4 protein-coding genes are annotated in these 4,386 nt (G+C 32.8%); all 4 read left to right on the top strand.

The window, feature by feature from the left end; genetic code table 11:
- Nucleotides 1-203: 203 nt before the first annotated feature.
- The 4 genes from ACIQ56_RS14940 to ltrA all read left to right on the top strand — a co-directional run bounded on the left by ACIQ56_RS14940 (nucleotide 204) and on the right by ltrA (nucleotide 4,305).
- Nucleotides 204-947 (top strand): transporter substrate-binding domain-containing protein, encoded by a 744-nt coding sequence (locus ACIQ56_RS14940; RefSeq protein WP_397601842.1) that lies wholly within the window; start codon nucleotides 204-206, stop codon nucleotides 945-947.
- Nucleotides 948-1,245: 298 nt separating this feature from the next.
- On the top strand, nucleotides 1,246-1,605 hold the full coding sequence (locus ACIQ56_RS14935) for a hypothetical protein (RefSeq protein WP_397601841.1): 360 nt from the start codon (nucleotides 1,246-1,248) through the stop codon (nucleotides 1,603-1,605).
- Nucleotides 1,571-2,416, top strand: a complete 846-nt coding sequence (locus ACIQ56_RS14930; protein ID WP_397601840.1) for an RNA-guided endonuclease InsQ/TnpB family protein — start codon at nucleotides 1,571-1,573, stop codon at nucleotides 2,414-2,416. Before ACIQ56_RS14935 ends, ACIQ56_RS14930 begins: the two co-directional genes overlap by 35 nt.
- A gap of 473 nt (nucleotides 2,417-2,889) precedes the next feature.
- Nucleotides 2,890-4,305, top strand: coding sequence for a group II intron reverse transcriptase/maturase (ltrA, locus tag ACIQ56_RS14925; RefSeq protein WP_397601839.1), 1,416 nt, complete (start codon nucleotides 2,890-2,892; stop codon nucleotides 4,303-4,305).
- The last annotated feature ends 81 nt before the right edge of the window (nucleotides 4,306-4,386 follow it).

The raw sequence follows: 4,386 nt of genomic DNA, 5'->3' as shown, positions 1-4,386 counted from the left end.
ATGAGTTGGTTCTGCCAATCCATTGGTAGCTCCTTTGTTACTTTTTTTTAAGCAACAATTAACTAACAAATTGGAGCTATTTCTTCAATCTTCACAATATCTTTCTCAACTCTTAACTGGCATTATAAATTAAATTAAATTTATACCTGCCGATATTCAATTGAATGCTTTTTGAAGATTTTATCTTTATTTAAAGAGGCAAAATGAAACTTAATAATAAATTTATCAAATATTTATTCCTATTTTTGTGTTTCCAATTTAATAATGCTCAATCACAAACATATAGAGTTGGTGTTGAAAATTTAAATTATGCTCCATATTATTATGTAGATTCTTCTGGTTTCTATAAAGGATTTGCAAACGATATATTTGAATTATTTATGCAAAAAACAGGAGTTAAATTTAAATTTTTACCAATGCCAATTTTTCGTCTTTATAAAGAATTTATTGATGGAAATATTGATTTTAAATTTCCGGACTCTGTTAATTGGCAATCGGAAATGAAGAAAAATAAAAATATTATTTATTCAGATGATGTTATTACTTATATTGATGGTATTGTGATGAAAAATGAAAATAAAAACATGACTATTTCTGAAATTAAAACAATCGGAACAATTCGAGGTTTTGAACTAAAAGAATATAAAAATAAAAATAAAAACATTAAATTTTTAGAGAGTAATAATATTTCTGAGTTAATAGATGATTTATATAAGGAAAAAATAGATGCAGTTTATTTTAATGTAGCAGTTGCTTTACATGTTGTAAATAATAATGTTCTATTTAAAAACAAATTTTTGTTTCGTAAAGATTTGCCTTATGTATTAGATCATTACAAAATATCTACAATAAAAAATAAAATTTTGATAGATGATTTTAATAATTTTTTAAAAAATAATAATAAAGAAATAATGGAATTAAGAAAGAAAAATGGAATAATTCATTAGTTAAATAAACAGAATTTAACTAAATTGTGTATTTATGTGATTAATGTATTATTAAAAACTATCAAATTAAATTATTGATAGTTTTTTTTACGTTTTACTTTATCATACCGAGAGTAAAACCTCGTTCTTCAGAGCGAGGATATAAGCGAGCTGAAAAAACCACAGCACCAAACGGTGCAAGGTTGAATTGAAAGCCTGACGAGGCATGCAAAAAGACGATAGGGATTTTTGCTTGTCGAAAGTTGGCTTTACTTGTAACTTTGTTGTATACTTTTTTTTAAGTTCAAGGAGTTTTGCTTTGCTGATAACAACTTATCACTACAGAATTAAAGATTCAGGGAAAGCAAATAGAGTGCTTTCTAAGATGTCCCGTTCTGTAAATATGGTATGGAATTTTTGCAAACAAACTCAACAAGAGGCTCTTAAAAATAAATCCGTTAAGTTAATAGATGATAAAAAATCGGGTGAAAAAGCTTCTATCCCTTACTTTTTAACCAAATTTGAGATGAACAATCTTGTAAGTGGAAGCTCAAAAGAATTAGAATTGCATTCCCAAACAGTGCAATTTGTTTCCGAAGAATACATCACACGTAGAAAGCAATTTAAAACATTATTGCGTTGGCGTGGGAAAAAATCTTTGGGGATGGATACCGTTTAAAGCGTCAGCAATTAAAATTCATGATGGAAAAATATCCTATAATAAGAATGAATTTTCTTTTTGGAATTCAAGAGAACTACCAGAAGATGCAAAAATAAAAACAGGCTCATTTTGTCAAGATAAAAATGGGCATTGGTATTTAAATGTTGCTTTTGAGAGTGAATTAATTGGAATCAAAAGAGAAGGTGATAAAGAAATTGGCATAGATATTGGGATTAAAACTCTTGCAACATGTTCAGATGGTGAAAAGATTGATAGACCAAACTTAAGAAAAAATGCTTTAAAAAAACTTCGCTATTTAAAAAGATGCCAACGATTTGCACAAAGAATACAATCAAAAAGTAAAAAATATCATTCGTTGCCAAAAGCAAAACAAGAAAGAAAACTGCATGTAAAAGTAGTCAATATCAGACAAGACTATTTGCATAAAGAATCTACAAAACTTGTTAAAAAATGTTCCCTAATTGTAGTTGGTGATGTTCCTTGTAAATTCATGAATCGCAATAAAAAGCTATCAGGAATATCACTCGATTCGGGAATAGGAATGTTTAAAAATATGCTGAAGTACAAAGCCGTTAGAGCTGCTTCAATATACAAAGAAATTTCAGAAAGAGATTCAACTCGGACGTGCTCAAAGTGTAGTGAAATACTACCACGGATCGGGCTTGGAGTAAGAACATGGGCTTGTAAAAAGTGCAATACGATCCATGATCGTGATGTAAATGCGAGTATAAACATACTCAACGCATACAAGAACATGTTCCCTATTGGGCATGATAGGCTGACTCGTACAAAGAAAAATTCTAGCTAGTTTTTCTTTTGTATCTAAGGAATCCCCTTCATTTATGGAGGGGAGGATGTGTGCGCCGTGCAAAGGGCGTCAGATTTGGTGGTGAAAGTCCACACAACGAAGGAGTAACGTAACCACGTTGTAGCGAACATTGAACACAATTTAGTGATGAATTGAGCTAAGCGTATGGAGCGAATTGTGCAGGCCGAAATGTGAAAACGTGAAGCGATTTAGCCCCGAAAGTATCTTCAATCTCTTGGGTGACGCCGTACATCCAGCGGAAACCAAAACCAATTACTTCGATAGACGTGAGTTGTAATTGGCAAGAGCAGGGTTGCTATGCTCGGCATGTACAAAGAGATCTGACAGTCAACACGGGAGATTTCATATTCTCACTGTAGAAATACAGGACTGACGAGCGAAAGGATAAAACCACAGCGAATCAGCTTGGGGTATGAAAAGTCAGAGGGTTCATAGTAGCGAGGAAGTGAGTAATGATCATGGAGCGAAGGAGCCCAGTAATTAGCAATCACCAAGATGGATACGCTGTGAATCAACCCAGCAAAGTGAATAAAATAGCGAATACAAAACTCTTGCGAGTAGAGCTAAAATCTAAGGAAAATCCGAAAATAAAATTCACCAACTTAGGCCATATTTTATCTGAGGATTTTCTAAAAGAATGCTTCCACAACTTGGATAAAAACAAGGCGGTAGGAACAGATAAGGTGACAAAGGAGGAATACGGAAAAGAATTAGAAATTAATTTAAAAGCATTGCTTTCTAAAATTCGCAATGGAAGCTATTATCCAAAGCCAACAAGAACGGCAGAAATACCAAAATCCGATGGCACTAAGAGACCGCTCTCGATTGCATGCTTCGAGGACAAAATAGTTCAAGAAGCGGCAAGAAGGATTTTAGAACCAATATTTGAGCCACATTTCTATCAATTCTCATTTGGATTCAGACCCAATAAAAACTGTCATCAAGCACTTGCTGCATTAGACAAAGACTTGATGAATAGTTCAACAAAAGCTGTTTTAGATGTGGATATCAAGAAATGTTTTCCAAGTATACCAAACGAACCTTTAATAAATATTCTTAGCAGCAAAATTGGAGATAAAAGATTTTTAAACTTGTTAATCAAATTAATAAAGAGTAAAAGTATTGATATCGAAGGTAAAGTTGTAACAAATCAAACAGGAACCCCCCAAGGCTCTATTTTATCACCACTCCTTGCAAATATCTATTTACACGAAGTGGTGGATAAATGGTTTGTTGAGTTGAATAAAAATGAATTAGCATCCAGCTGCACGATTGTGCGATATGCTGACGATATGATATTCACAGCTAAATCCTTGGATTTAGCTGAAAGACTCAGGAATAAATTAAAAGATCGTTTAAATACATTTGGGTTAGAATTGCACGAGATAAAAACCAAGGTTATTTCAAATGGAAAATTGGTAGCAAATTATCTTCATACAAGAGGATATAAAATACCAAAATTCACATTCCTTGGTTTTCTTCATGTGTGGGGCAAATCATTTTCCAGAAAGACAAACAGTAGTTTCTGGCGTGTAAAAAGGAAAACCTGTCCCTTACGATTCAGGGCAAAAATTAAATTAATTTCCGAACACTTTAATAAGAATATGCATAGAAAAGATTTCTTTGATTATGCGAAAAGAATTGTCAACGGGTACTTAGAATATTTTGCAATTAACGATAATAGAAAACGAATTACACAATTCGTGGAAGTGGTTAAAAGTCTTATGTTCAAATGTCTCAATAGACGAAGTCAGAAACGCAGTTTTAATTGGAAGCAATTTAGTGAAGTTCTTAAGAGAGTGGATTTTCCCAAACCATTAATTCGGCATAGCCTTATCTTTAACTCGAGCGCTTATAAGCGGTGCTAGTGAAGGAGCCGTATGCCTTAATTGGGCAAGTACGGTTCTAATGGGGTTGCACAGTGGCAACACTGTGCTTCTACCTACTCA

The sequence above is a fragment of the Silvanigrella sp. genome, assembly GCF_044369315.1.
GTDB lineage: Bacteria > Bdellovibrionota_B > Oligoflexia > Silvanigrellales > Silvanigrellaceae > Silvanigrella.
This window is presented reverse-complemented; position numbering and strand designations above follow the sequence as displayed.